The sequence below is a fragment of the Candidatus Effluviviaceae Genus V sp. genome (genome assembly GCA_014728125.1).
In the GTDB taxonomy this organism is placed as follows: Bacteria; Joyebacterota; Joyebacteria; order Joyebacterales; family Joyebacteraceae; genus WJMD01.
The window spans coordinates 14,577-37,707 of the sequence record WJMD01000097.1 but is presented as its reverse complement, the minus strand read 5'-3'; the positions used below and the strand labels follow the sequence as shown (position 1 = coordinate 37,707).

The 23,131-nt window shown below is 67.2% G+C and carries 19 protein-coding genes; 5 read left to right on the top strand and 14 right to left on the bottom strand.

Annotation, left to right across the window (positions count from 1 at the left end; genetic code table 11):
* Positions 1-35: 35 nt before the first annotated feature.
* The gene (locus GF405_05715; protein MBD3367654.1) at positions 36-1,199 is read right to left on the bottom strand and encodes a hypothetical protein; all 1,164 of its coding nucleotides are present in this window, start codon (positions 1,197-1,199) and stop codon (positions 36-38) included.
* A gap of 109 nt (positions 1,200-1,308) precedes the next feature.
* Positions 1,309-2,268: an NAD-dependent epimerase/dehydratase family protein gene (locus GF405_05710; GenBank protein MBD3367653.1), complete on the bottom strand. Its 960-nt coding sequence runs from the start codon at positions 2,266-2,268 to the stop codon at positions 1,309-1,311.
* A gap of 150 nt (positions 2,269-2,418) precedes the next feature.
* Here GF405_05710 and GF405_05705 point away from each other — a divergent pair, with 150 nt between their 5' ends.
* Positions 2,419-3,732, top strand: coding sequence for a glycosyltransferase (locus GF405_05705; GenBank protein ID MBD3367652.1), 1,314 nt, complete (start codon positions 2,419-2,421; stop codon positions 3,730-3,732).
* Here GF405_05705 and GF405_05700 read toward each other — a convergent pair.
* The 4 genes from GF405_05700 to GF405_05685 form a co-directional block, all read right to left on the bottom strand.
* Positions 3,727-4,917, bottom strand: a complete 1,191-nt coding sequence (locus GF405_05700; GenBank protein ID MBD3367651.1) for a glycosyltransferase — start codon at positions 4,915-4,917, stop codon at positions 3,727-3,729. The two genes, GF405_05705 and GF405_05700, sit on opposite strands and share 6 nt — an antisense overlap.
* Complete coding sequence (locus tag GF405_05695) at positions 4,914-6,419, bottom strand: hypothetical protein (GenBank protein MBD3367650.1); 1,506 nt, start codon at positions 6,417-6,419, stop codon at positions 4,914-4,916. Before GF405_05695 ends, GF405_05700 begins: the two co-directional genes overlap by 4 nt.
* Positions 6,420-6,522: 103 nt before the next feature.
* On the bottom strand, positions 6,523-7,752 hold the full coding sequence (locus GF405_05690) for a hypothetical protein (GenBank protein MBD3367649.1): 1,230 nt from the start codon (positions 7,750-7,752) through the stop codon (positions 6,523-6,525).
* Entirely contained in the window at positions 7,752-9,398 is a 1,647-nt protein-coding gene (locus GF405_05685) for a hypothetical protein (protein ID MBD3367648.1), read from the bottom strand. The genes GF405_05690 and GF405_05685 overlap by 1 nt, the downstream gene beginning before the upstream one ends.
* A 59-nt stretch (positions 9,399-9,457) precedes the next feature.
* Here GF405_05685 and GF405_05680 point away from each other — a divergent pair, with 59 nt between their 5' ends.
* Positions 9,458-10,915 (top strand): sulfatase-like hydrolase/transferase, encoded by a 1,458-nt coding sequence (locus GF405_05680; protein MBD3367647.1) that lies wholly within the window; start codon positions 9,458-9,460, stop codon positions 10,913-10,915.
* A 19-nt stretch (positions 10,916-10,934) separates the two neighbouring features.
* Here GF405_05680 and GF405_05675 read toward each other — a convergent pair whose 3' ends face one another.
* Positions 10,935-12,416: a hypothetical protein gene (locus tag GF405_05675; protein MBD3367646.1), complete on the bottom strand. Its 1,482-nt coding sequence runs from the start codon at positions 12,414-12,416 to the stop codon at positions 10,935-10,937.
* A complete protein-coding gene (locus GF405_05670) occupies positions 12,413-13,933 on the bottom strand; it encodes an oligosaccharide flippase family protein (protein MBD3367645.1) in 1,521 nt (506 codons plus the stop codon). The genes GF405_05675 and GF405_05670 overlap by 4 nt, the downstream gene beginning before the upstream one ends.
* Positions 13,934-14,047: 114 nt before the next feature.
* Here GF405_05670 and GF405_05665 point away from each other — a divergent pair, with 114 nt between their 5' ends.
* Entirely contained in the window at positions 14,048-15,022 is a 975-nt protein-coding gene (locus tag GF405_05665) for a glycosyltransferase (GenBank protein ID MBD3367644.1), read from the top strand.
* A gap of 6 nt (positions 15,023-15,028) precedes the next feature.
* Here GF405_05665 and GF405_05660 read toward each other — a convergent pair whose 3' ends face one another.
* From GF405_05660 to GF405_05645, 4 genes are all read right to left on the bottom strand, one after another.
* Positions 15,029-15,535, bottom strand: coding sequence for a dTDP-4-dehydrorhamnose 3,5-epimerase (locus GF405_05660; GenBank protein ID MBD3367643.1), 507 nt, complete (start codon positions 15,533-15,535; stop codon positions 15,029-15,031).
* A gap of 10 nt (positions 15,536-15,545) precedes the next feature.
* Complete coding sequence (locus tag GF405_05655; protein ID MBD3367642.1) at positions 15,546-16,874, bottom strand: nucleotide sugar dehydrogenase; 1,329 nt, start codon at positions 16,872-16,874, stop codon at positions 15,546-15,548.
* Positions 16,862-17,692, bottom strand: a complete 831-nt coding sequence (locus GF405_05650) for an MBL fold metallo-hydrolase (GenBank protein ID MBD3367641.1) — start codon at positions 17,690-17,692, stop codon at positions 16,862-16,864. The genes GF405_05655 and GF405_05650 overlap by 13 nt, the downstream gene beginning before the upstream one ends.
* Positions 17,693-17,866: 174 nt before the next feature.
* Positions 17,867-18,145 (bottom strand): hypothetical protein, encoded by a 279-nt coding sequence (locus tag GF405_05645; GenBank protein MBD3367640.1) that lies wholly within the window; start codon positions 18,143-18,145, stop codon positions 17,867-17,869.
* A gap of 173 nt (positions 18,146-18,318) precedes the next feature.
* On the opposite strand from GF405_05645, the gene GF405_05640 reads away from it, so the two are divergent.
* Both GF405_05640 and GF405_05635 read left to right on the top strand, forming a co-directional pair.
* On the top strand, positions 18,319-18,510 hold the full coding sequence (locus GF405_05640) for a hypothetical protein (protein ID MBD3367639.1): 192 nt from the start codon (positions 18,319-18,321) through the stop codon (positions 18,508-18,510).
* A 45-nt stretch (positions 18,511-18,555) separates the two neighbouring features.
* On the top strand, positions 18,556-21,012 hold the full coding sequence (locus tag GF405_05635; GenBank protein MBD3367638.1) for a tetratricopeptide repeat protein: 2,457 nt from the start codon (positions 18,556-18,558) through the stop codon (positions 21,010-21,012).
* Between the two features lie 97 nt (positions 21,013-21,109).
* Here GF405_05635 and GF405_05630 read toward each other — a convergent pair whose 3' ends face one another.
* Entirely contained in the window at positions 21,110-21,589 is a 480-nt protein-coding gene (locus GF405_05630; protein ID MBD3367637.1) for a hypothetical protein, read from the bottom strand.
* Positions 21,590-21,601: 12 nt separating this feature from the next.
* The gene (locus GF405_05625; GenBank protein ID MBD3367636.1) at positions 21,602-22,987 is read right to left on the bottom strand and encodes a DASS family sodium-coupled anion symporter; all 1,386 of its coding nucleotides are present in this window, start codon (positions 22,985-22,987) and stop codon (positions 21,602-21,604) included.
* Positions 22,988-23,131 lie beyond the last annotated feature (144 nt).

Genomic DNA, 23,131 nt, shown 5'->3' with positions numbered 1-23,131 from the left:
GGCCGGAGCTCCCCTCGGGGGGAACCACCGGGCCGTTACCTCGACGCGACTTTTTCGCGGGTCTTCGTCTCTGAGGGCTCTCTCGTCTCGGCGTCGGCGGGTTCCTGCCGGTGTCCCGAGAGGAGCACCATCTCCTCGTCCGACAGCTCCCGCAGGATCCGAACGCTGCGGGCCACCTTGTCCGACCGCGCTGCGATGGGAACGCGGACGAGACGCATGCCGAGCAGCAGCATGCCGCCCCCGGCCGCCAGAGCCGCCAGGCCGAGGAGACCGGTGCGACCGCTGTGGGCGAGCGAGAGATAGACCGCCGTTCCCGTAAGGAGGGCGGATATGGTGTAGATCGTTCGAGCCGTCTGCCTGGCGCTCAGTCCGAGCCGCGCCAGCCGATGCGAGCTGTGGTCGGTGCCGCCCTGCGCGACGTCCCGGCCGTCGGTCAGCCGCGCGACCGTGACGAGCGTCGCATCGAAAATGGGGTAGCCGAGCATCAGGACGGGTATCAGGAGCGCGGTCGGGTCGGCCCCCGCATACGATACAGCCCTGAGGGACAGTCCACCAACGACATATCCGAGGAAGAGACTGCCGGCGTCCCCGAGGAAGATCGAGGCCGGGGAGAAGTTGTACCTGAGGAACCCGAGCGCCCCGCCGGCCACGGAGATGGCCGCGATCGCGGTATGGATGTGGCCGTGGCCGAGCGCCAGCGAGAAGATGCCGAACGAGGCGATCGACGCCAGACCGGACGTGATACCGTCCATGTTGTCCAGGAAGTTGAACGCGTTCATGAGCCCGACCATCCAGAGGAGGGCGAGCCCGAAGGCGAGCGGAAGCGGCAGCGGGATGCCGTCGATGCCGCCCGAGAGCAGCATGACGGTGGCGGCCGCGGCCTGGCCGGCCAATTTGACGCGGGGCCTCATGCCGTTGGCGTCGTCGGCCAGACCGAGCACCACGACGATCAGTCCGCCGGACATGAAGCCGACGATCCGTGCGCTGTAGGGAGAACGAATCAGCGCCAGCGCGCTCGCCGCGGCGGCGAGGCTCGCGATGGCGACGGCGAGACCGCCCATCAGCGGCGTGGGCCGCCGATGGGCCTTCGCCCGATTGGGGTAGTCCAGAAACCTGAGCCTGGTGGCGAGGGTGCGCACCGCCGGGGTGAGCGCCAAGACCGCCAGAAGCGACAGGCCGAACGCACAGATGAAGATCATGACAGTTTCCTGACAGATCCCTGCCAAACGTCGGAATCGGGATTATTCAGGACTCATTCGTAGCTGTCAAGCTCGTTCTGTACGCCCTCCCGTGTACGGCGGCCTCAGTTTACTTCTTAAAGTGCGCTACGATGCGTTCCAGGAGCTCCGAGAGCCCGATCTGCGGCTCGTATCCCACGGTCTCGCGGATCTTCGCGAGATCGGGAATGCGGCGCCGCATGTCCTCGAATCCCTCCTCGTACGCCTTCTCGTAGGGAATGTGCTCCACGACCGACTGGCTTCCCGTGAGCTCCTTGATCCTCTCGGCGAGCGCCTCGATCGTCGTCTCCTCGTCGCTCCCGATGTTGAAGACCTCGCCGTTCGCCGAGGGCTCGTCGACCAGGGCCAGGACGCCGCGAATCACATCGGACACGTCGCAGAAGCAGCGGGTCTGCTGTCCGTCCCCGTAGACCGTGATCGGATGGTCGAGCAGCGCCTGCTTGACGAAACGCGGGATGACCATGCCGTACTGACCGGTCTGGCGCGGTCCGCAGGTGTTGAAGCATCGCACGATGACCACCGGGAGCTGCTTCTCGCGATGGTATGCCAGCGCCAGGAACTCGTCGATCGCCTTCGAGGAGGAGTAGCCCCAGCGGGCGATCATCGTCGAGCCCAGGATCCGATCGTCGGTCTCGCTGCACGGCTGGGAGTCGGCCTTGCCGTAGATCTCCGAGGTCGAGAAGAGAACGACCTTCTTCTTCCCCTCGTTCGCCTTCTGAAGGACGATCTCGGTGCCCTGTATGTTCGTCTCGAGCGACTTCAACGGGTTCTCGATGATGTAGGCGACGCCGACGGCCGCCGCGAGATGGAAGACCACGTCGACCTTGGACGTCAGCTCGGCGACGATCTCCTCGTCGAGGATCGTGTCGATGACGTAGCTGAAGTCCGGGTTTCCCTCGAGGTGGGCGATGTTCTCAAAGCGGCCGGTCGAGAGGTCGTCGATGACCCACACGCGGTCGCCCCGGTCGAGGAGCGCCTCGACCAGATGCGAACCGATGAACCCAGCGCCGCCGGTGACGAGTGCTTTCATCCGTGTCTTCCCATGAAGTCGCGTCGTCAGCACGCTCGTACGACGGGCTGCGACAGATATTCTTCACCCCTCAGTTAGAAGACGGAGTATACAGCCCGCCGCACCGTCGAGCAAGCACCTTTCTCCCGGTCCCCTCCACGTGCAATCGTCATGCCCGGCTCGAGGCTCTTGACCGCGCCGCCGTCCTGCGCTAGCTTCGGGCGGTCGTCCGGCGGAGCCTCCGCCGACGCCGTCACGCTCAACCGGGAGACTATAGCGTTGCGTGTCCTCTTCATCGGACAGGATCTGCCCGGCAGGCGCAGAACAGGTGGTCAGATCGCCACGTTCTACCAGATCTCGCAGCTTGCCCGGGCGGGGCACGGCGTCACATTCCTGACGATCGTCCCGGACGGTACGGTGTCGCAGGACGCGGAGCTCGGCGGACTCGCCGACGTCATCGCCGTGCCCGAGCTGCCGAAGGTCTCGACCGCCGGCTATCTGAGGGGGCTCACCGACCCGCTCCCCGTCCCCATTCGACGCTACACATCGCGGCGCTTCCTCGCGAGGGTCGCGGAGGCGGCCGCGGAGCGCTACGACCTCATCTTCTTCAACAGCCTTCACAGCGCTCCGGCGCTCCCCGCCGCGGGCGCTGCCTCGGATGCGCCAGCCGTGCTCTTCGAACACAACGTCCAGTCGACCGTGATGAGGCTCTTCGCGGACTTCCAGGCGTCGTCCGCCGCCCGCCTCTACGCGACGCTGCAGTGGCGGCGCATGGAGCGATACGAGGCCTCCGTCCTGCCGCTCTTCGACCTGACGCTCACCTTCAGTGACGTCGACCGGCGAGCGTTGGAGGAGATGTCCGAGGAAGCCCGGGTCGAGGCCGTACCGCTCGCGATCGACGTCGGAGCCCTGCCGGAGCCGCCACACGCCGAGGAGAACGACGTTCTCTTCGTCGGCTCGTTCGGCTGGCGCCCAAACCAGGACAGCCTGCGTTGGTTCCTCGAAGAGATCCTCCCGGCCATTCGGGCGACACGACCCGGTACGACGGTGACCGTCGTCGGTTCCCCCGTGCCCCAGTGGGCGTCGCTTCTGGCCGGCGGCGACGGAAGGGTATCGTTCGTCGGCGACGTCGATGACGTGTTCGAACACTTCGCCCGGTCGCGCGTCCTGGTCGTTCCGCTGCGCATCGGAAGCGGCGTGAGGGTCAAGATCATCCAGGCGATGGCGATGGGCAAGGCGGTCGTCACGACGACGAAGGGCTGCGAGGGACTGCACGTCGAGCACGACAGAGAGGTGAGGATGGCCGACGATCCGAGGTCGTTCGCGAGGGAGGTGACCTCCGTCCTCGATGACGACGGCCTGAGAGAGCGGCTCGGAGCGGCGGCGAGGAAACTCGCGTTCGCCGAGCACGATGCGACGTCGGACGACTCCCCGCTCGTGAAGGCCTGCGAGCGTCTTGCTCGAGGGCGCGGCCGCTCCTCATAGGCCGGCCGAGACCTCCTCGAGTCGTTCCAGAGCCCTGTCCCAGGTGAAGCGTTCCCTGACGAACGCGCGTCCCCGCTCCGCGATCCCTCCCGCGAGTTCCCTCTTCGACAGCAGGTCCACGATGCCGTCGGCGAAGGCCCGCGCCCCGTCCCGGACAAGAAGTTCGGAATCGGGCCGGGCGCCGAGACCGGCGTTCGCGATCGATGTTGTGACAACGGGGAGGCCCGCAGCCATCGCCTCGAGGATCTTGTTCTGAACGCCCGCCGCGAACCGCATCGGGGCGGCGAAAACACCGGCCCCACCGTAGACGTCCTTCAGCGCCGGCACAAAGCCCCTGCGGCGCCAGACGACACCCCGTTCGGGCAGAACGACCTCGTCGGAGGCCGCGCCGGCCAGCACGAACTCGACGCCGGGGACCTCGGCGGCCACCGCCGGCGCGATCTCTCCGGCCAGCCAGGCCGCGGCGTCCACGTTGTGGGGCACACGGAAGTTCCCGACGAACAGGACGGAGACCGGTCGCTCGGCGGGAATCCCGAGCGCGAAGAGCGAGTCGTCGACGCCGTTGGGAACGACGGTGACGTTCGACGTCGGCGCCGCGCTTCGGATGATGTCGGCGTCCGCTCCCGAGATCGTCCACACGTCGTCGAAGCGCGGCGAGATGGCCGCCTCGTAGCTTCGCACCCTGCGATGCTCGATCGTGTAGACCGCCCGCGAGAGCGGTCGTCTCCTCGGAAGGGACAGCTCGATCTCGCGCGAGATAGCGTCGGTCAGGTCGAGGATGGTGGCCGGGCGTCCGGCCCGCGCATGAACGTCGCCGAGGGCACCGAGCGCGAACGGCGCCATCCGGAAGAGGTGCACGTAGAGCGCGTCGCAACCGTCCCGAAGTGCGCTTCGCACGAGCTCCGACATCTCTCCTGACGAGTAGTAGCAAGCCTGAAGCGGCAGTCTACGCAGAAGGCCCGCGCCCGCGTTGAGCACCGAGCGGAACGACGGGAGATGAACCGTCTCGACGTCGCACCACTGCCGGAGTATCTCCTCCCCTTCCCCGGGTTCGCCGCCGTCGACGAAGGAGATGAGCTTCACGTCGTGGCGCGCGGCGAACGCCCTCAGCAGATTGTGCGTTCTGACCTTGTCGCCGCGGTCCGGGGGGAACGGGAGTCGCGATGTGAGAAAGAGGACCCTCACGACGCCTCCGCCGGGCCGTCCGCGGACCGATGCTCCCGCGGACCGCCTTCAGGCACAGCGGATGCAGCAGCCCGGTCGCCCTGCGCTCTTGGAGCCGGTTCGGCCGACTCGCTCCCGCTCCGTCCCACGATGGCCTCGGCCATTCCGAACATCAGCGCGATGACGAGGACCGACGTCTTCGCGTAGAACTGCGGCGACGTGATCGAGAGCGGCAGGAACACGATCAGCAGGCTGAGACTGCCCAGCATCAGGGTCCGCTCGAACGTCGATCCGGATCGGCGGGCCGCCGCTCTGACGCGGAGAACACCTCTCACGTAGAAGGCGAGGAACGCGACAAGCCCGGCGATGCCGAGCTTGAAGATCAGGAAGAGATAGGCGTTGTGGCTGTACGTGCTCGTGATCAGCTGAGACTCGATCGGCGACATGTAGGAGAGCGTCGCCCCGAGACCGTGACCGATGATCGGGTTCTCGGCGATGAGTTCCAGCTGGGCCGACGACTCGGCCAGCCGCTCCTGGATCGAGAGCGCCGCCAGCGGCGAGGCGATCGAGGAGAACCGCTCAGTGAGGCTCTCGATCACGCCGGCGAAGCGCCACCCGAACGCCATGTAGCCCGCGATGAGCGCGCCGACAGTGGTTGTGACGGCCAGGCCGACGACCCGGCGCGCGGCCGGCCTCGAGACCAGCAGGAGGATCAGAATCGCGAGCCCTGAAGCGGCCCAGAACCCGCGCGAGAGCGAGACAGCCAGCGGGACGAGCGAGATGAGGACAACGCACAGGGACGCGATCATCGCCCTCGAGGACCTCGTCCTCAGGAAGACCGCGAGCGCGATGACGAGCGTCGTCATCGGGAGCACCTCGTGAGAGGGAGCGCGCTGCCACTGCATCTGCCATAGGTGCTTCGCTGCTTCCAGCATGGACCGGTATGTCATGAAGGCATCGATCCCGTAGTAGAGAACGACGGCGAGGAAGCAGGTGACGAGGACCGCGGCCCGCTTCCGGGAACGCGCGACCGTCGCCACGGGAAATATCAGGAGGAACGTCGAGAACCGAACCAGGTCCCTGAACCACCAGAGGGGACTGTATCCGTTGACCAGCGAGGGGATGATGGAGACAGCACAGACAACGAAGAACGCGAGGAGCGGAACCGTCAGGGGGCTCGATCGGAGCCGCCGAAACTCCGACGAGAGCCCGTGCCGGAGCAGCCAACCACCGAACGTCGCGGCGAAAAGCGCTGCGTAGGCGAGCTCGTCGATGCCGATCTCGCTGGAACCCTGCAGGATGCGTATCTGGAACAGCAGGATCGCGATAAGTCCCGCGAACGTGTTCGCGAGCGAGAGACAGAGCACGATCGCGAAGACGATGCCTCCGATCAGGAGCACCGGCTCGCGCGAGCCCCAGACCGCCAGGAGCACTTGCAGAACGACCGCCACGCCGAAGACGAAGGGCAGGGCCCTTCGTCGCGTCGAGGCTCGGTCGCTGTCGCGGAAGGTCATGCCAGTCAAGGGGACTCCCGCTCTCGATACGGTCGCGGCCCCGTCCTCGGAGACAACAAGTGGCCGGCTTCGTCAGTCTGGGATAAGGGAAGAACCGGCGGCGCCGGACACATCAGGTCCCGCGCCCGCCGCCCGGTGTGAGTCGGCGAAGATCCGACCGCAGCATGCGCACGACGGCATCGATGTTCCGGCGGTGTGGTTCGTCGGGGTCCGACGACTCGTAGTACTCGATGCCCAGAGCCGCAACCACGCCGGCGAGAAGGCCGATCATCGCACCGATGACCACCATCACCTTGCGCTTCGGACGGACCCTGAGCTCCGGCGGTTCCGGCTCGTCGAGGATCTGGACGGTTGGCGTGTCGCGCGCCTCCTGTATCCGCGCGGACTCATACTCCTGCAGAAGGTACAGGTAGACCTGCCCGAGGGCCTCGGTCGTTCTCATGAGGCGGGCGTATCGTACCGCCAGGTCCGGCAGCTCGGTCAGCGGCGTGCCGAGCGGACCGCCGGAACCCGGCTCGTCTCCCCCCGCCGTCAGCTTCCGGATCTGGGAGCGATACTCCTCGATCTCGGCCCGGAGCCTCCGGACCTCCGGGTGCGACTCGCTCGCGTAGGCGCGGATCACCCCGAGCTGGATCTGGGCCATTGTCAGCTTCGCCTCGACCTCGGCCATCGTGCTGATCATCGCTCGCGCCTGCTCGGAGATCTCAAAGGTGGCGTTCCTCGACTGGAATGCCGTCAGGGAATCCTCTGCCGCCCGGAGACGCGAATCGGTCTCCTCCAGACGCTCCTCGACGAACTCCCTGATCCGCCTCCCGGTCGTCGCCCGCGTCGCCGCGTTGTACTCCTCGAGAGCCGTCAGATGAGAACGCGCCATCGCGGCCGCCCGCAGGGGATCGCGGGCCTCAACGATCAGAACGACAGTTCCGTTCTCGTCAATGAGAATGTCACGGTGCTCTCGGAGTGCCGCGACGGCCGCGTCCATCGTCTCCGCTCCATAGACTTCCGTCAGCTCGTTCGCACGAACCACCTGTTCGGCCACGCGACGGCTCTTCAGGATCGAGACCGTACCCTGCGCGGGTGTGCTGGCACCGGTCAGCTGGAAGAGCGGGAAGTTGCTCTGGACATAGCTCATGAGACCCGAATCGAGCCCCATGGTCTCGTCGGGCAGAAGCGAAGCCCTCGATTCGTACCACTTCGGGACGAGCAGGGAGATGATCGCCGTGATGACCGCGACCACCAGGACGTTGAGACAGACCATCCTGCGGCGCTTCACGATGACGTAGAGATAGTCTGTCAGCGACTTCTCTCTGTCGGAATGGAGATCGATGTCCGGTTGTGCCATCAGTTTCCGTCCTGCACGCTGTCGATCACCAGATAGATGGTGGCCAGCTGGCCGAGGATGCCGAGGACATCCTTCAACGTCTCCACGAACTCCGTTTCGATCTCGGGCGGTACCCAGATGACGTCGCCGGGCCCGATCTCGACCGACACGGTGGCGCGCTCGCGCTGTCCCGTCTCTCCGCGGACGATCTTCGCAAGCCCCCGGTCGGCGAAGTTCGTGAAGCCCCCGGCGGCCCTGATGTAGTCCCGGTAGTGGTGGTCGGGATCGTAGTCGACCAGGCCGGGCCGGGAGACCGCGCCCGCAACCTCGACCGCGTCGACGCGGCGCGGCACATCGATGAAGTCCCCCCCTCGCAGGAGGACATCGTCCGCCCCCTCGCCTACCACGAAGACGTTACGGAAGTCGATCGAGAGCGCACCCCGTCGCGAGACCACGCCGTGCCGCAGGAACTCGTAGTCCGTGTGCCCCAGCGAGGCAGGATCGCTCTCCGAAAGGAACTCGATGCTCCGCTCGACGGCCGTTTCCCTGGCGACCGCGCTCCGCCTGAGGACGGCCGCCCTGCTGAGGTCCGCCCTTTCCGTGAAGCCCCCGGCTCTCTCGATCAGGTCGCTCAGACGGTCGGTCCCCTCCCGGATCGAATAGACCCCGGGGTACTCGACCTCACCGATGACCTCGACGTGAGCCTCGCGGTGCCAGCCCTCGATCCACCGCGCGAAGAGCCGGTCGCCGTTCCGGAGCGGCACTGCGCTCCGGTCGAGCTCCGTGAGGTCCAGAGAGAAGGACTGGTACTCGGTGGGATCGTCCTCATCAAAACGCACGAGCTCGATGTGAAGCGTATCCGCGCCGGGAGCGAAGCCGCCGGCGATCGCCAGCAGGGTGCTGACGTCGTCTCCTGCAACAAGTTCATAGTCGCCGGGAGCGTTGACCGCTCCGAGCACCTCGACCCACGACGCGCGATGGGGGATATGGATCACGGCCCCGGCGGCGACGAGCGGGTTCATCTCGAGCTCCCCGAGCGCCCCGAAGCGGACCAGGTCGGCCCGCTGCGAACGGCCGTCCGGCCCCTTGACCTCGATTCGTCGCATGGAGGCCGTCTCGAGCGGCCCGAGCGCCGAATCGATCGCCGCCGAGACGCGGGCTGTGGCCGGAAGCCGGAGCATCCCCGGGTTCTCGACCGCGCCGGTCACGTGGACGATCACCTGGCGCGCACCGACCAGCGTCAGGGTGATCCGAGCGTCGTGGTAGTAATCGCTCAGGACGTCCCGCACGACGGCCTCGGCATCCTGGATGGAGGCTCCGGCGACCACGACGGTCTCCCCGACGGGAAGCGTCAGTGCGCCCGTCGGCGTGACGGTCAGTGTGTGGAGCTCGGTGACATCACCGAGGACGGAGAGCAGGAAGCGGTCTCCGGGCCCGACGACATACCGGTCCCGGGCGACCGGGGCGTCGACCGCCACGGCGGGGACCGAGGAGAGAGACCGCTCGCTCCGCGGCGCGTCGGCCTCGTCCATCGCACCTGGAGAGAGACCGAGGACGGCGGTCGCGAGACCGATCAGCAACGCATGAGGCAACAAGGCATCGCCTCCCTTACCGCGGCATCGAGCCGGGCGTTCGGGGTGCCTGGCAAACCCCGGTGAGGCTACCATGGTGACCCGCCGCGGTCAAAGGCTTTCCGGCGCCGAGGGACGCCCCAAGTGCAGCACCACTGGAGGGTTGTCATCGCCGGACCAGCCGCTACAATGACCTGGTCCGCCGTGCGTCGCCCGGACGCGGGCAGGGAGCATCGGGGGGTGAAGCGTTGAACGACAGCGTGCTCTTGGTCGTGCTCGACAGCCTGCGCGCCGACCATACACCGTGGCATCGGTACGACCGCGACACGGCCCCTTCGCTCGGCCGTCTGGCGGAGCGATCGACCGTCTACTCGTGCGCCTTCGCCGCGGGGCCGTCCACGATATCGTGCATGAAGGGTCTCCTGAGTTCGACTTACCCGCTCGAGCGGCCGGACCCGGATTCGCTGTCGGGTCTCCGGCGTTCGGTCCCGGACACGTTCAGGAGCGCCGGAGCGCGGACCCTCGCCGTCGTCTCCAACCCGCTCCTCTCACCCGGCGCCGGCTGGGACCGCGGCTTCGACGACTTCGTCGGCGAGTCGGATCTTGCCGGGGACGGACCGTCGCCCTCCCGTCTGCGGAGAGCGGCCGCCGCCGTCAGGGGGCTCCCCGCCCTCTCGCGCGCGGCTCTCAGGTGGCAACGCGCGAGGCAGCTTCGAAGCGGGATCCCGCCGTACCCGACCGCCGGCTCGGTCGTGGATCGCGCCCTGAGCTGGATCAGGGAGAACGGCGACGCTCCCTTCTTCGCGTGGCTCCACATCGCGGAGCCCCATTCACCCTACGTTCCGATACCGAAGCACAGGGAGTGTTTCCTCCGACGGCGGGTGTCCGTGCGCAGACTCGCGCGCGTCATGGCCGACGTCGAGACGCGGCAGGCGAGCCTCTCGAAGGAGGACGTCGAACTGCTCATCGACCTCTACGACGCGCACATCCGCACCGCCGACGACCAGCTCGGCCGCCTCCTCGACGGCCTGGAGGAGCTGGGACTGCTGGACAGGCTGACGATCGTCGTGACGGCCGACCACGGCGAAGAGTTCCGGGAGCACGGTGAGATCGGTCACGGACACATGGGCGCGACACCGAAGCTCTACGACGAGATCATCCACGTGCCGCTTCTGATCAAGCTGCCGGGTTCCGGGCGGCCCGAGGTGAAGGACGGGCTCGTGTCGCACCTCGACATCGGTCCGACGCTGCTCGAGGTGGCCGGCCTCCCGCCGGAGGGCATGCGGGGCCGCTCGCTCCTGAGTTCAGCGGAGGGTGACGTCGATGCCGCCGACGCTGCGGCATGGAGCGAGTTCGAATGGGAGGAGAAGTGGGTGATCTCCCGGAGGACCGCGACGGAGAAGTTCATCTACGACGAGCGCACGGGTAGTGAGCGGTATGACCTTTCACGAGACCCGCTCGAGCGCCACAACGAGCGCCCGGGCCCTGATGTGCCGGAAGATGTTCGGGAGCACATCGAACTCTTACGGTCCAGCCGCGGCGGCGATGAACAGGATGATGTGGAGCAGGACCGCAGAACGCTCGAGAAACTGAAGGACCTGGGTTACGCGTAAAGGGATGACCGGCGACCGGTCAGGGTCGGTCGTCGTCCGGAAGGCACTCCGACATGACTCCGTCCGTCATCTCCTGCGGCACGTCGAGCCCCAGGGATCGGAGAATCGTCGGCGCGATCTGCGTGATGCGGGCCCGGGTGCGCACGCCATTCGCGACTCCCGGACCGTGCGCCACGAGGATCCCCTCGGGCCGGTGGGAGCCGGTATGCCGCGTCGAGAGGGGCCTGCGCTCGATCAGAGGACCGTCGAGCTCTTCTTTGAGAATCACCCCGGACCACCCCTCGACCGAGACGATGATGTCGGGCATGCGTCTGCCGTTTGAGACGGGCTGTCCACGTCGTACGCGGGAGTCGATCTCGACCCCGTTCTCACGTCCCCACTCCGACAGCTCCCGCGCGATCCGCTCGGCACGTTCGGGTTCGTCCGCGGCCCCCCGCACGTAGATCCCGCCGAACGGCACGGTATGCCCAGGATCGAACGCCGTGCTTTCCTCGAGGTCGATGCGATGCGACGCCGACGTCCACGCGGGGCGTGCGGCCCGCCGACCTCGATCGTAGAGCGCGGGCGCCAGCCGGTGCACGCCGACGGCCCGCGCCACGGCGCGGACAGCCCTGGCCGACCGCTCGGCCACCGTCGAGCCGCGCCCTTCCCCCCGCCTCGTGAGATATCCCCACTGCTCGAGCCACGCGTTCAGCCTGAACACCAGGTCGTTCGAGCCGAACCCGTGGTCGGAGACGACGAGCACGGTCGTTCCATCGCCGGCCGCCTCGATGAGCCCGGCGATCGCGCGGTCGACCCGGGTCCAGAAGGCGTCGTGCCGGCGGAGGGTGTCGGATTCGGCGCCGTCCGATCCGCCGGCGATCGCGGACCACGTTCTGTGCTGCAGCCAGTCGGTCGCGGAGAAGACGACCCACAGGAGCGACCAGTCGTCCTTCCGGGCGAAGTGGGTCGCGACCCGGTCGTGGCCCTCGAAGGCGGTCTCGAGATCGTCGAAGAAGAGGTCGAGGTCGTCGTACCTGGGTTTGTGATAGGGCACGACGGGGTGATAGCGTCCTCCGGCCACGCGCTCGATCTCCTGCTTCAGCTCGCGCGGCCAGGCGTACTCATCGTCCGCGGTGGCCCCGACGCCCGTCGTGGCGAACCCGTTCACGGGGCACGGTGGCCAGAGAAGCGGGAAGTTGAGAAGGCCGACGCGCAAACCGACCCGGCCGAGCACGTCCCAGACGGCCCGTCCACAGAGAATGCTCGAACCGACGCCGCGCATCCTCCCCTGACGTGGATCGAAGTACAGGAAATCGCTGACGCCGAGTTCCCCGGGCGGAAGCCCGGTCGCCATGCTGAACCATGCGGGGATCGTCGTGGGCGGAACGGTGCTCTCGAGGGGCCCGCGCACCCCGTCACGCATCAGCCTCTCGAGCGTCGGCACCGCGCCGCCGTCCGCGAGACGGTCGATCACATCGAAGCAGGCCCCGTCCAGTCCTATGACGAGGACACGTTTCATCTTCGTCTCCCGTTCCCGCGCGCGCGGTCCACGAGTCGTCTCGCGACCGCGCGGTCGGTGTCATCGAGCACACCCGTCACGCGGACGACGAGCGCATACACGGCGACGGCGATCGCGAGGTGCGCGGCCAGCCAGAACCCTCCGGTCCCGGGCAGCAGCGTTCTGGCACCCAGTCCCGCAGCCACGACCGCCACCATCGCCGCCGCGATCCCGAGGTGCCGCCGGGTGTAGGGCTGAAACCCGTGAAGCACGCGTATCTCGATGACCCCGGCGAGGCCCCCGATCGTGGTAGCGGAGGTCGCCCCGATCGCGGCCCCCAGGAGACCCATCCGTGGAACAAGAACCAGGTCGACGCCGACGTTCACCGCCAGCATGAGAACCGCGTTCATGAGCGAGAGCTTCGTGTTGCCGAAGGCCTCCAGCGTCATACCCTCTGGTCCGAACGACGTGTTGGCCAGGCGCCCGGCGACCAGGACCCCGAGGACAGCCGGCGCACCAGCGTAGGCGACGGGGAAGACGAGGGCGACGATCTCGCGACCGTAGAGAACGAGCAGCAGGAAGCCGAGCGCGTTGACGAGCATGATCCAACGAGCTACGCGACGGTAGAGCGAGAGCGCGTCGCGGGTGCCGCCCCCGGCGATCAGCTCACAGAGCACCGGCTTGTAGATGCGGGCGAACGCCATCATGACGAGCAGCAGCGGGGCGCACATCTGGATGTAGATGCGGTAGATGCCCACGTCGGCCGGTGGGCCGTAGCGCCCCAGGAAGAGGACATCGATCTGGCCCTGGAGCATGACGACGACGCCGGTCAGACCGAGCGGCCACGAGTAGGCGACGATCTCACGAATGTCTATCCGTTCGCGAGGACCGGAGCCGATGGCGGGCAGGAGCCGCCGCGTGACGAACCATACGGCCAGGAGCGCCACGAAGGCCAGCGCGGCGACGTAGGCCCACAGCCAGCCCATGTAGCCGAGGCCGAGCGCGAGAACGACGAGGCCGAGCGCGATCTTCGAGAGCGGCGTCGCCAGGTGCTGCAGATAGACCTCGTAGCGCATCTCCTTGAGACCGGCGAAGGCGAACGAGACGAGGCGCACGACGACGATGAGCGGCAGCGTCAATGCCATGAGCGCCAGGGTCGCGTCGAGAAGCGGGTTCCGGAAGACCGAGCCCGCGAGCCAGGGCGACAGGAGCCAGAGCACGAGCGCGGCCAGCACGGCGACCGCGATCGATATGATCGCAATGAACCTGACGAGTGTCCGGACCCTCCCCGGTTCGTTTCTAGCCCTGTAGAGCGGAATGTAGCGATCGAGCGCGCGGGGACTGCCGAAGAGCACGAGGATGGCCGCGAGCCACACGACCGACTGGGCGAGGACGAACGTGCCGAAGGCGTCGGTATCGAGCCAGCGCGTCAGAACCATCAGCAGGACGTAGTTCAGGACCGTGCCGAAAAGCAGGCCCGTGAGTCCGATGCCCGACTCCTTGACGACCTTGAGCGTGTTCTCGTGGTTCTCCTGCACCCGCTCTCCTCCGCTTGGGAAGGCGGCTGTCGTCGTGTATCATGCCGGAGACACGGCGGCCGCGCCTCCGTGGATTCTATCGGAATGAAGACGCCATTGCCACCTGACTGAAGGCTGAAGGAGTCCGGCGTGACGACTGAGAGAGGATTGGCGTCGGCGGTGGTCGTTCACTACGGCCGGCGTGAGATCCTCACGAGACTGCTCGAGACGCTCGCCGCGCACCCGGACGCCCGGCTCCTGCGCGAGCTCATCGTGGTCGACAACACTCGAGAGCTCTCAGCGGCCGCGCTCGCAGCGCACGCCTCCTCGATGGGAGATGTCGACCTCGTGCTCGAGACGGGTCGCTCTCCCTCCTACTCGTCGGCGGTCAACGCCGGCGTTTCCCGCGCGACGACCGGCGTGCTCATCGTCATGAACAACGACCTCGAGTGGACATCCGACGGCTCGCTCGCTCCGCTGCTCAAGACGCTCGAGACTCCGGACGTCGGTGTCGCGGGGCCGGCCCTCGTCTACCCGAACGGCGGGTGGCAGCGGGCGTCGGGCCGCGTTCCGTCGGCCCTCTCGGCGCTCCGGTCTCTGTTCCTGCTGGATACGCTCGCGGAGCGGCGGGCGGGGGCACGCTGGTCATCCGGCGGCCCGAGGCGGGTGCGCCGGGTGGAGTATGTCGACGGGGCCTGCATGGCGATCAGGCGGGAGTGCTTCCGGGAGCTGGGGGGATTCGATGAATCGTTCCGCTTCTACGCGGAGGACGCGGACTTCTGCCTGAGAGCCCGCCGCGGGGGATGGAGCGTCGTGCTCGATGAGCGCGCCGTCGTGGCCCACTCGCGTGGCGCGTCCTCGACGGCCGGCGACGTCTCCCCCGAGTACGAACGCAGGCTCCTCCGCGCGAAGACCGACCTCGTCAGGAAGCACGCTGGGCCCGCCCGCGCCCGGCTCTACGCGTCGCTCCTGCGCGCGTCGCTCGCCGTCCGCGCCCTCCTGACGACGGCGCTGGCCGCCATCAGGCCCTCCGAGGCGGCATCGGAGCGCGCCCGCCGCGCCCGAGCGCGGCTGCGGGCGGTGCGTGGCGCGTGCGAACCGGCGTCCTAGCCGGTCCTACCCGTCCTTCTGTGCCCAATCGTAGGGAATGTCGTTGTCGTGGGGGTCGACGCGGAACTCGTCGGGCTCCGCGTAGTCGTACGTCTCGGTCGGGCAGTTGACGAGGTAGCCGGGCTCGGTCCCTATGGCCTTCATGCCGTGGAGAACGCCGGGCGGAATCGTGATGAGGATGGGGTTGAGCTCGCCCATGAAGAACTCGTTGACCTCGCCCTTCGTCGGCGAGTCCTCGCGGTCGTCGTAGAGCACGACCTTCATCATGCCCTTGACGATCGTGAAGTGGTCGGTCTGCACCCTGTGGTAGTGCCAGCCCTTGACCACGCCGGGATAGGCGACCGACAGGTAGACCTGCCCGAACTTCGTGAAGAAGGGATCGTCGGCGCGCATCATCTCCATCAGATAGCCGCGCTCGTCGGGTATCAGGCGCAGCTCCTTGATCTCGACACCGTCGATGAGCCGCTTCGCCCGGACGCCGGGCGGGAGCTTCCTCGCGCTTGCTGACGACATGTCGTCCCCCCTACGAACCCTGGGCTTCCGACCGTCCGCGGCCGACGCCGACGTAGGTGAACCCGTGCTCCTCGAAATCGGACGGATGGTAGACGTTCCTGCAGTCGACGACGACCGGGGCGGCCATGAGATCCTTCAGCCGCGGTATGTCCAGCCGCCGGAACTCGTTCCACTCGGTCACGAGGGCCAGCACGTCCGCGCCCTCCGCGACCGAGTACGCATCGTCGCAGTACTCGATGAAAGGCATGAGGTCCCTGGCGTTCTCAGCGGCGACCGGGTCGAACGCCCGGACGGTCCCGCCCTCGTCGCGCACGCCCTCGGCCAGCACGACCGAGGCGGCGTACCGCATGTCGTCCGTGTTGGGCTTGAACGCGAGACCGAGGAGGCCGACCGTCTTTCCCTCGAGGCTCCCGCCGGCCGCCTCACGGACCTTGTCGACCATGCGCCGCTTCTGGGCTTCGTTGACTATGATCCCCGCGGCGACGATGCTCGCCTCCCGACCGGCGGCCTCGGCGATCTTCACAAGCGCCTTGGTGTCCTTGGGAAAACACGACCCGCCGTAGCCGGCACCGGCGTGCAGGAACTTCGGCCCGATGCGCTTGTCGAGCCCCATGGCATAGGCCAGCGTCTGGACGTCGGCCCCGACCCTCTCACAGAGGTTCGCCATCTCGTTGATGAACGAGATCTTCGTGGCGAGGAAGGCGTTCGAGGCGTACTTGATGAGCTCCGCGGTCTCGCACGTGGTCTCGACGATCGGCGTCTTGATGAGGTAGAGCGGCGCGTAGATGTTCCGCATGATCTCGCGCGCCTTCTCGCTCTCCGTGCCGACGACCACACGGTTCGGCCGCATGAAGTCCTCGACGGCCGAGCCCTCGCGCAGGAACTCCGGGTTCGACACGACGTCGAACGGGTGCTTCTCCCTCTGGTTCTCTTCGACAATCCGGCGTAGACGGACGGCCGTGCCGACCGGAACGGTGCTCTTCTGGACGATGACGCGGTAGCCGGTCATGTGCCTGCCGATGTCGCGGGCGACCGTGTCGACCTGGGAGAGATCGACGGCGCCGTCCTCGCCCTCCGGCGTTCCGACCGCTATGAAGATGATGCCGCACTCCGCAACGGCGGACGCGAAGTCGGTCGTGAAGGAGAGCCGTCCCTCCTTGACGTTCCGCGTGACGACCTCGGCGAGTCCGGGCTCGTAGAAGGGAACCTGTCCGTTCTCCAGCTTCCGGATCTTGGACTCGTCCAGGTCGACGCCGATGACGGTGTTGCCGAAGTCGGCCAGTCCCGCGCCGCCGACGAGCCCGACGTACCCGGTCCCGACCACTGCTATCTTGTCCATGATGGCTCCATCTCCGGTGCGGTCCCGCGGGCGCTACGCCGGGCCGGGATGTCGAGCGGTCCGAGAAGCAGCTCCTGGGAGGCGACGTGAAGCTCCACATCAGAGAGGCCCGCGCCGTCGAGCGCCTCAGCCGCGATATCGACAGCGAGCCCGGGGTCGTTGTTCTCCTTCGACAGGTGCGCAAGAACGAGAAGCGAGAGGGGTGAGCCGGTGAGCCCAGTCACCTCGGCGGCCGCGGCCGCGTTCGAGAGATGCCCCAGCCTTCCCATGATGCGCCGTTTGAGGTGCCAGGGGTAGCGTCCGTCGACGAGCATCTTCTCGTCGTGGTTCGACTCGAGCACGACGCAGTCGGCGTTCGCCAGGTGGCGCCGTACGTCCCCGTCGACGACGCCGAGGTCGGTCGCGACGGCGACGCTCGCCTCGCCGTCGGTGATCGCATACCCAACGGGCTCCGCGCAGTCGTGGCTGGTCGCGAAGGCGGTGACCTCGAGACCGCCCAGCGTCAGGGTGTCGCCTGGGGAGATCGTGACGCCGATACCGCCGTCTCCGAGCCTCGAGCGCACGGCGCCGTGGGTGCCGCGCGTCGCGACGACCGGAGAAGCGAGACGTCTCGACACGGGGCCCAACCCACAGACGTGATCGTGATGCTCGTGCGTGACGAGCACCGCCGAAACCTCGTCCTCCCCGATCGACAGCTCCCGAAGACCGCCCGCCAGACGGCGCGCGGAGACGCCGGCGTCGATGACGAGGTTCACGCCGTCGGAAGAGACGACCATGGCGTTCCCCGAACTGCCGCTGGCCAGCACTGCGATCGTCACCGTTCCCCCATTGCCACAGATGCTCCTCTGGAACGGACCCCGACTCGGGACGTTCAGGTCCCGCAAGGTACCACAGGGCACGGGCTTCGGTCAAAACGTTTCGCCCGCTGCGCGCAGCCGCAGAACCGCCCGGACCCTCGGCGGATCCGGGCCTTGAACGGGAGTGCGAGACGGTCAGGAACCGGAGGTCTTCCGGGCCTCGTCGATGTACTGGGAGATGAGACGCTCGAAGCGGCTCTTGTAGATGAGGTCGAACTTGTCCATCAGATCGGGGATGATCGCGCGGGCCTCCCTGCGAACACGCTGGGCGAGCACCGTCGCCTCCTGGCGGTCGAGCCGACCTCCCCGGATCTCCTCACACGCGCTGTCGACGAGCTCGCGAAGCTGCTCGAGCTTCTCGTTCTCTTCCTCGAGGAGCTGGGCCATCTCGCGATCGTACGTTCGGTCGTCCATATGCCTGCACTATCCTCTTCCTTCGGGTGCCGTAACGTGCCTACGCGGATTCTACGCCGTGGCGCCCGGCCGGTCAAGGCGGAACGGCCCTTGTGGCTTGACACTCCGGATTCAGGGAACGTACCCTCGAAGTCTGAGGTCGCGTGGTCCCGGTTCCGTCAGGGGGGTGCTTCGTGCGCTTCGTGTCGTTCGCACTGGCCGCGGTAGCGGCGATCGTCTTCATTCTGGGCGTCATCGTGAACTTCTCCGGCGGGCGCTTCGCCCAAGGACTGGCGCCCGTGACGCTCTGGCGGTTCTCCATGGCGTGCCTCGGGTTCGCCATCTATCTGACCCTGTACGACCGTGGTCGCCGCGACGGCGAGTAGGCTGAAGCGCCTGCGGCTCGGGCCCGAACTCCGGAGGACGAATCTGTGAAGAAGAGTCTCAACGAATGGGTCCTCTCCATCTCGTCGAGGATCGAGAACCTCGAGATCGGTCTGGGACGCTGGCTCCTTTTCCTCGCGTCGATCATCGTCCTGAGGCACTTCCTCGAGCAGGTCTCCGGACAGCAGAAAACGCTCTACTTCCTCTCCTACTTCCTGCACTACCCTCTGGCCTACATCGCGCCGCTTCTGGCGCTCTCGGTCGTCCTGGCGCTCCTGTCGCGCGAGCGCATCGCGCGGGTCACGCGACTCATGCTCTTCGCCTGGCTCCTGACGCTGCTCCCGCCGGTGCTCGATCTCCTCGTTCCCTCGGCGGGCGATGCCCCCGAACTCATCGGGTATCTGATCCCGAAGGACGGGTCGATCGGCAGGGCGTTCCTGAACCTCCTCAACCCGACCTACCACGATTTCCAGGGGACGACGGTCGGCATCCGGCTGGAGGCAGCGCTCGGCTGCCTGCTCGGCGCCTGGTACGTCTTTCTCAAGACGCGGAACGTCCTCCGGAGCGTGCTGTCGTTCTTCGTCATCTACGTGACGATGTTCTTCTTCTTCGCCCTCCCGCCGATCACACTGGCCCTGGTCAACCTGTTCGGCGGCGACATCGAGAACGTCTACCAGCTGTTCTTCGCCCGGGCCGACATCCACCGGGCCTTCGCGAACGTGACGCCGTTCGCGCTCTCCGACCTTTCGAACTCGCTCGTCGACCTGTTCGTCGTGACACCGGTGCTCATCCTCTGGTACAGGCTCCACGACGCCGGGCGGTTCGCGGCCGACGTCCGCGAGCTCGACCTCGTGCACGCCGTCTCGATGCCGCTCGTCACTTTCGCGGGCCTGGCTTTCGGAGCCAGACTTCTGATGCAGAGCGAGGGGCTGCTGGCGATCTCGCATCCGTTCGATGCCATCTCGATCATCGGGCTTCTGGCGGCGTCCTGCTCGGCCGGACTGACGGTCTCCTCTCTCCGACGGCTGACGGCGACGCCCGCGGGCAACCCCGAACGGGGACGGCGTCTCATCGCCTCGGTCTTCCTCTTCTCATTGTCGACGCTCTTCGCGCTCTCGGTGAGCTACGTCGCGCTCACCTATGTGCTCGGTGTGCTGTCGATCTTCTACTTCTACTACGCGCCGCCCTTCGAACTCCGCCGGTTCACGCCGCTGGCGGAGCTCATGATAGCCAGCGCTCTCTTCTTCGCGTTCCTTCTCGGATACGGCGGCTACGCGGGCGGCGCCGCCGCGCTCTGGACGCCGAGGACGCTGGTCGTCGTCACGCTTGTCTCGGGGGCACTCGTCGCACTCTCCCGGGGTCTCTGGGAGGACCCGAAGTCGTACGGCTTCGGATGGAACCTCGGCTCCCTCAAGAGCCCGGCCACGAGCTGGATAGCGGCGTCTTGCGTCCTGATCGCCTGTGCGCTTCCGGGAGCTCTGCTCGGTCGGACCTCCATTCTCATCGCGGGCCTCATCGCCGGAGCCGCGGGCTTCGTGCTTACGGTGACGCTCAGAAAGCAGCTTCTCGCGCCCGCCCTGCTGGTCGTCGGCGCCGCGCTTCTCGTGTCGTTCCAGGCGCTCGGGCTGGCCGACCTGCCGGTCCTCAGATCCGAGCTCGATGACACCTCGTTCGCGCAGGTCACGAGGTCCTCCGGCACCTTCGAGATGGTCGACGAGAGTCTCTCGCCCGAGCAACAGCGACGGCTCTCCCGGGGGATCGAGATGTTCCGTGCGGGCGACTTCGAGGGGGCCGTCGAGGCGTTCAGGGAGGCCATCGAGGCCGATCCGGAATACGGTCCGGCCTACGTCAGCCTGGGAACGGCCTACATGCGGCTCGACCGCCTGGCGGAGGCGGCCCGCGTCTTCCGCAGGGCCATCGAGATCGATCCTGAGAACGCCTCGGCCCACGTCGGGCTCGGGCAGACGCTCAAGCTCCAGAGCAATCCGGACGCCGCGATCGAGGCGCTCGAGAAGGCGCTCGAACTCGATCCGTCGAGCGCAGACGCGGCCTACACGCTGGCGCTCACCTATCTCGATACGGGTGACCTCGAACAGGAGCTCGAGTACCTCGAGCGGACCATCGCTATCAACCCGAGGAACAGCCTCGCGCAGTCGCGGCTCGCGGACATCTACCTCTCGCAGGAGCGCTACCCCGAGGCCATCCAGGCTCTCCGTGCGGCGCTGACCGGCGACCAGAGGGTCGAGCACGCACACACGCGGCTCGCGCAGGCCTACTACCGCATGGGGGATCTGGAGCGGGCCGAGCAGGAGCTCCGGAAGGAGATCATCGTCTCGCCGAAGTCACCGTCTCCGCGCGCCAATCTCTCGAGTCTCCTGGCGGAGACCGGGCGCATCGACGAGGCGATCCGTGAGATGGAGAAGGCGATCGAGCTGTCCGAAAGGCCGCGGCTCAGAGCCGCGTTCGAGCAGGAGCTCGAGCGACTCCGCTCGGAGAAGCGCTAGACGATTCCACCGAGGCTCGGCAGAACGGCGCCGCCCGGCCCAAGGCGCGCAGAAACGCGCCGAGAACCGGGCGGCGTTTTCACGTTCCCGGGCGGCGTCACTCCAGACCGTTGTCCTCGTCGTGCACGAGAACCTCGCACGGGGCGCTCGCCTCGAGTTCCCTGACGGCGGACCCCTCCACCAGACGGGCGATCGCCGTCCGTTCGCGTCGCGAAACGAAGATGGCCTCCGGATGCTCGCGGTCGGCGGCCGCCAGCGAACTCGTCAGGAAGTCGCCGATGACGAACTCCGATCGGTAGGGTATCCCCAGCTCGGAGGCGCGCTCGCCGATGCGCTCCAGCTGCTCCCTCCCCTGAAGCTCGTGTTCCCGGCGCATCGCCTTCATGAAGTCGTCGCTCGGAGCGCCGCCGAGGAACCCCGTATCGTGGATCCGCTTCCTGAGGTCCTCGCTGATGGTCGTGTCGAGAATGAAGTACGCGACGAGCTCGGCGTCGGACGTCGACGCCTCCTCGAGAGCCTCCTCGACGCAGACCGGCGAGACGCGCGCGGGCGAGAGCAGCAGCAGCATTCGTTTCACGACGGCCTCCTCCTAGATGTCGATGCCGAGAAGCGGCCAGTAGACCTTCACCGCGAGCGCCAGGAGTGCGAGCGCGGCCAGCTTGAGGACGGCTCCGAGAATCACTGAGTCCCTCAGTCTGTAGTAGCCGGCCGAGTAGGCGATCGCGTTGGGCGGAGTCCCCATCGGCAGCGCGAACGCCAGACCGGCGGGGACCGCCACGGCGAAGACGACCGGGACCGGCGCGAGACCGCTCCCCTCGGCGATCCCGAAGGCGATGGGAAGAAAGAGTGCGACGGCGGCGACGTTGCTGATGGCCTCGGTCAGGAAGATGGCGGCGACCGCGAAGACCATGAACATCGCAAAGGGCGGCAGACCCGAGAGGCGCTGGACGGCTACCTGCGCGATCCACGCCGCGCCGCCGGACTCGTGGAGCGCGGTCGCGATCGCGATGGCACCCCCGTACATCAGGATGACGCCCCAGTTGACGTACTCCTCGACGCTCTGCCAGTCGATCAGGTTGAAGACGAAGAGCGAGACAGCGGCGAGCAGAGAGATGGAGGCCAGTCCCATGTTCTGACCGGCTACGATCCACGCGCCGATCGTCAGGACCATGATCGTCGCGACGCCCTTCTCCCTGGCCGTCAGCGGCCCGAGCTCAGTGGCCTTTCTGTCGAGCGCCCGCCTGGCTTCCGAGACGTCGTCGATCTCGATCCTGCATCCCCTGGAGAGCACGAGGTAGCCGACTCCCATGAGGGCCACGGCGAACGGGGCCACGGCGATCATCCACTCGAGGAAACCGATCGACTGCCCGTAGTGCTCCTGGAGGATGCCGAGCGCGAGCGGGTTCCTGGCGCCGCCGAGGAAGGTGGCGACGCCGCCGATCACGGCCCCCCACGCGAGCGCGAGAAGCAGGGCGCGGCCGTAGCCGCTCCGCATCGGACGGAGTTCAAGAGCGTGGACGATCTCGAGGACGATCGGGAACAGGAGCGCGGCGACCGCGTGCGACGGCATCCAGAAGGCCAGGAAGCCGCCCGAGAAGACGACGCCGGCCAGCAGCTGGCCTGGACTGCCACCGAAACGTCTGAGGAAGGCGAGCGCCAGCCTCGTCGAGAGACCCGACCGCATCATGGCCGCGGCCAGGATGAAGGCCCCGAGGATGAAGAAGACGACTGGGCTGCCGAAGAGGGCGAACGACCGCGACGCCGGGAGCACGCGGAGCGTCGGGAGCAGGACGATGGCGAAGAGACTCGTGACGGAGAGGGGAAGTGCGTTCCCTACCCACAGAACGAAACAGAGCCCGAAGATGGCGATCGCGTTCTGTCCCTCGCGCGTGAGGCCGGACGGCGTCGGCGCCAGCATGATGCCCGCACAGACGACCAGCGCGATCAGGATGCTCAGAACCCTGCGTCGCTTCACCGAGAGTAAGCGTCCCTTCCTCTTCGAGTCGCCGTCTCCGCAACGGGCGCGATAATGTCACCGCCCCTCGCCGCGTGTCAAGGGCGGTCCACAGACACCGGCGGGGCGGCTCGATGAGCCGCCCCGCTTGAGAATGCCAGAACC

What these genes read in the sequence shown, in the direction of transcription:
- GF405_05685 (MBD3367648.1), bottom strand. Translation starts at nt 9,398, where the DNA reads ATGGTAGCCTCACCGGGGTTTGCCAGGCACCCCGAACGCCCGGCTCGA.
- GF405_05660 (MBD3367643.1), bottom strand. Translation starts at nt 15,535, where the DNA reads ATGTCGTCAGCAAGCGCGAGGAAGCTCCCGCCCGGCGTCCGGGCGAAG.
- GF405_05710 (MBD3367653.1), bottom strand. Translation starts at nt 2,268, where the DNA reads ATGAAAGCACTCGTCACCGGCGGCGCTGGGTTCATCGGTTCGCATCTG.
- GF405_05690 (MBD3367649.1), bottom strand. Translation starts at nt 7,752, where the DNA reads ATGGCACAACCGGACATCGATCTCCATTCCGACAGAGAGAAGTCGCTG.
- GF405_05645 (MBD3367640.1), bottom strand. Translation starts at nt 18,145, where the DNA reads ATGGACGACCGAACGTACGATCGCGAGATGGCCCAGCTCCTCGAGGAA.
- GF405_05715 (MBD3367654.1), bottom strand. Translation starts at nt 1,199, where the DNA reads ATGATCTTCATCTGTGCGTTCGGCCTGTCGCTTCTGGCGGTCTTGGCG.
- GF405_05655 (MBD3367642.1), bottom strand. Translation starts at nt 16,874, where the DNA reads ATGGACAAGATAGCAGTGGTCGGGACCGGGTACGTCGGGCTCGTCGGC.
- GF405_05675 (MBD3367646.1), bottom strand. Translation starts at nt 12,416, where the DNA reads ATGAAACGTGTCCTCGTCATAGGACTGGACGGGGCCTGCTTCGATGTG.
- GF405_05705 (MBD3367652.1), top strand. Translation starts at nt 2,419, where the DNA reads ATGCCCGGCTCGAGGCTCTTGACCGCGCCGCCGTCCTGCGCTAGCTTC.